The following is a 4,040-nucleotide window of genomic DNA, read 5'->3' as shown; positions in this document are numbered from 1 at the left end:
CGAAGGCGGCACGCCCGAATCGGCCCTGCAGGGCCAGGTGCCCGCGGCGATGCGCCAGGGCTTCAAGGGCTTCTCGTGCAACCTGCAGCTGGTGGGCCAGTTCGAGGGCGAAGGCGGCAACTGGTCGGCGGCGTCGTTCCGCGATCCGGGTGGGCGCACCTGCGCCTACCATGCGACCGCGCATCCGATCGGCTACGACGGCAAGCCGCGCGGCCGCGTGAATCCCGGCGTGCCGGTGATCGACATCACCGACCCGACCAAGCCCTGGCGCTCGATGTCGCTCACCACGGCTGCGATGATCGACCCGTGGGAATCGCTGCGCGTGAATGCGCCGCGCCAGCTGCTGCTGGCCGACAACGCCGGCAATGGCGGCGCGCTCGGCGGCGCAGAGGTCGACATCTACGACCTCTCGGCCGACTGCCGCACGCCACAACTGCTCGCGAGCATGGAGGTCGGCACCGGCAAGGACGGCGGCATCGTGCCGCCTGACAAGCCGACGGGGCACGAGGGCAACGTCTCGCCCGACGGGCTGACCTATTACATCGGCGACATCGTCACCGGCCGCTACCACGCGGTCGACATCACGAACTCGACCAAGCCGCGCATGGTGTCCTCGTTCGACATGAAGACCGTCGACCTCGGCATTCCGCACGGGCTCTCGGTCAGCGAGGACGGCAAGCGCGCCTACGTGGTGTCCGCGAACATTCCGGCGCCCGGCGAGTTCCTCGACCCCGATGCGAAGACGCGCAACGGCTTCCTGATCCTCGACACCTCCGAGGTACAGGCGCGCGTGCCCAACGCGCAGATGAAGGTGATTTCTGCCACCACCTTCAAGGACGGCAGCGTGGCGCAGCACACCATTCCCGTGACGATCGCGGGCAAGCCGCACCTGGTGATGGTCGACGAAGGCGGTGCCGCGGGCCTGAGCGACACGGCCAACGTCAAGCTGGCCTGCGAGGCGAAGATGGCGCCGTACCCGATGGCGCGCATCTACGACATCAGCGACGAGAAGAAGCCGGTGCTGGTGTCGAAGCTGATGCTCGAGACCCACGATCCCGCGAACTGCGACAAGGTGCTGCCCGACATCGCGGGGCTCTCGACCTTCACCTACGGCAGCCACTACTGCTCGGTCGACAACCGCAGCAACGGCACCGCGCTGGCGTGCTCGTATTTCAACTCGGGCGTGCGCGTGTTCGACATCCGCGAACCCGCGCGGCCCAAGGAGATCGCCTACTACAACCCCGCGGGCGCAACCACGCCGCGCGCCGGTTCCTTCCACAGCCAGCTGTCGGTGGCCGGCAGCGGCGGACCCGACTGGTGCGCGTCGCGCGCGGACTTCGATTTCGATCGCGGCCTGCTCACGACCATGTGCCAGGACAACGGACTGCTGGTGCTGAAGTTCGCGAAGAACACCTGGCCCTTCGCGCAGAGCACGCCGTCGACATTGCAGAACTGACGACGGATAGCGCGCGGCCATTGCAATTCGATGAATTGCAATGCCACGCGCATTCGTGATTGCATCTCGTCGCAATGGACAATGAGTCGTTGTTCGACTCTTCCATTGCAGACATGAAGAAAGCGCGCCTTGCCCTCCTTGCATCCATTCCCTTTCTCTTCTCGATCGCCACATCGGCCAGTCCGGCCGACGACCCGGGCATCGTCGGCCGCTGGAAAAGAACGAAGGACAACGGCGAGTGGGTCGTGTACGACTACCGGCGCGACGGGCGCCTGTTCCGGGCCACGCCTTCGCACACCGAGCCGGTGCCGTTCGGCCGCTACAGGCTGGCTGGCGACGTCATCCACTTCGAGGATTCGCCCGAGCACTACACGCCGGTGCGCTTCGTGGTCGAGGCGGGCAGCTGCAGCGGGCACACCGGTGCGACCTTGTTTCTCGCCGATCAGGCCACGGGGGCCGCGTATGGCTGTTACTTCAGGATCGACCCGGCGCCTGCCGGGGATGAGCGTCGAGACATATCGCGCATTAATTAATGCTAGCAATTCAATAACAAATAATCCGAAACATCATCGTCATCCCTTATTCCTGCTCGCTATCGCAGTAAGAGTGCAGTAAGTGCCGATCTCAAGACTCCCCTGGAACCGGGCGCGATTCCCAATTCATGCGCATTCGAAGACGCAGTGCCCGGCTCATCGAAGGAGACAAACCATGAGATTCCAGGGACGACTTCCTGCCGTCGCCACCGTCGTGGCCACGGCATTCCTCGCAGCTTGCGGAGGTGGGAACGGCGGCACGGCGGTGCTGGCGTTTGCGCCGCCACCGTCACTGCCCACGGGCATCGGCGAGCCGCCGGCACCACCACCGGTCGCCGAAGTGCCGCCACCGCTCACGGTGCCGAAGGCCGTGTGCGCCGAGGGCGACGTCCCCGAATCGGCCTTGCAGGGCCAGGTGCCCGCCGCGATGCGGCAGGCCGGGTTCAAGGGCTTCTCGTGCAACCTGAAGCTGGTGGGCCAGTTCGAGGGCGAAGGCGGCAGCTGGTCTTCGGCCTCGTTTCGCGATCCCGGCGGGCGCACCTGCGCCTACCACGCGACCGCGTACCCGGTGGGCTTCGATGGCAAACCGCGCGGGCGCGTGAACCCCGGCGTGCCGGTGATCGACATCACCGACCCGGCGAGGCCCTGGCGCTCGATGTCGCTCGCCACGGCCGCGATGCTCGATCCCTGGGAATCGCTGCGCGTGAATGCGCGGCGCCAGTTGCTGCTGGCCGGCAATGGCCGCAACAGTCGCCTCGGCGGCCCGGAGATCGATGTCTACGACCTCTCGGCTGACTGCCGCACGCCACAGCTGCTCGCGAACATGGAGGTGGGCACCGGCAAGGACGGCGGCATCCAACCGGCCCAGGGCCCGAAGGGACACGAGGGCAATGTCTCGCCCGACGGACTGACCTACTACATCGGCGACATCGAGGCCCGGCGCTACCACGCGGTCGACATCACGAACTCGACCCGGCCGCGCATGGTGGCCTCCTTTGACATGGCGCCCTCGGGCCCGGTGACCTCGCACGGCTTGTCGGTGAGCGAGGACGGCAAGCGCGCGTACGTGGTGTCGGTCGGCGCCCCCCAGCCCGGCGAGGTGCTCGATCCCGATGCGCAGACACGCAACGGCTTCCTGATCCTCGACACCTCCGAGGTGCAGGCGCGCGTGCCCGATGCGCAGATGAAAGTGATCTCGGCCACGACCTTCAAGGACGGCAGCGTGGCGCAGCACACCATTCCCGTGACCATCGGGGGCAAGCCGCACCTGGTGATGGTCGACGAAGGCGGCTCGGCGGGCCTGAGCGAGACCGCCAACGTCAAGCTGGCCTGCGAGGCGAAGCTCCCTCCCTATCCGATGGCGCGCATCTACGACATCAGCGACGAGACCGAGCCCGTGCTGGTGTCGAAGCTGATGCTCGAGACGCACGACCCCGCCAACTGCGACAAGCTGCTGCCCGATATCGCGGGCCTGTCGACCTTCACGTACGGCAGCCACTACTGCTCGGTCGACAACCGCAGCAACGGCACGGCGCTGGCCTGCTCGCACTTCAACTCGGGCATGCGCGTGTTCGATATCCGCAATCCCGCGCGGCCCAAGGAGATCGCGTACTTCAACCCCGCGGGGACGACAAGCACACCCGCGGGCTCCAACCACCTCCAGCCGCGCGCGGCCGGTGTCGCCAGCCCCGACTGGTGTGCCTCGCGCGCGGACTTCGACTTCGACCGCAAGCTGTTGACGACCATGTGCCAGGACAACGGCCTGCTGATGCTGAAGTTCGCCCAGAACACCTGGCCCTTTGCGCAGAGCACGCCTTCCACGCTACAGAACTGACGATGACGCGAACACTGGATCGACATCTGCGCGCATGGACGGCCGCCGCCGCCGTACTGGCGAGCGGCCTGCCTCTGACAGCCGCCGCCTGGGAGGCCGACGTGCATTTCGGCCTCACGCGCTGGCTCGCGGTGCAGGCGGGCTTCAGCGCACCGCAGGCCGATGCGATCGCGACCGGCAATCAGCGCGTGGACTTCGGCGCGATGGAGACGATGCT

Annotated in this window: 3 protein-coding genes and 1 pseudogene; all 4 read left to right on the top strand. The window is 66.8% G+C overall.

Annotation, left to right across the window (positions count from 1 at the left end):
• On the top strand, nucleotides 1-1,456 hold a 1,456-nt coding region (locus AC27VN_RS34760), incomplete at its 5' end, for an LVIVD repeat-containing protein (protein ID WP_490879546.1).
• A gap of 74 nt (nucleotides 1,457-1,530) precedes the next feature.
• A complete protein-coding gene (locus tag AC27VN_RS34755; protein ID WP_490879545.1) occupies nucleotides 1,531-1,989 on the top strand; it encodes a hypothetical protein in 459 nt (152 codons plus the stop codon).
• Between the two features lie 175 nt (nucleotides 1,990-2,164).
• The gene (locus tag AC27VN_RS34750; RefSeq protein WP_490879544.1) at nucleotides 2,165-3,823 is read left to right on the top strand and encodes an LVIVD repeat-containing protein; all 1,659 of its coding nucleotides are present in this window, start codon (nucleotides 2,165-2,167) and stop codon (nucleotides 3,821-3,823) included.
• Nucleotides 3,824-3,825: 2 nt separating this feature from the next.
• Nucleotides 3,826-4,040: pseudogene (locus AC27VN_RS34745) on the top strand (hypothetical protein); the annotation flags it as partial.

Source organism: Variovorax sp. 20P10.2.4 (genome assembly GCF_058244205.1).
This window is presented reverse-complemented; position numbering and strand designations above follow the sequence as displayed.

What these genes read in the sequence shown, in the direction of transcription:
- AC27VN_RS34755 (WP_490879545.1), top strand. Translation starts at nt 1,531, where the DNA reads ATGGACAATGAGTCGTTGTTCGACTCTTCCATTGCAGACATGAAGAAA.
- AC27VN_RS34750 (WP_490879544.1), top strand. Translation starts at nt 2,165, where the DNA reads ATGAGATTCCAGGGACGACTTCCTGCCGTCGCCACCGTCGTGGCCACG.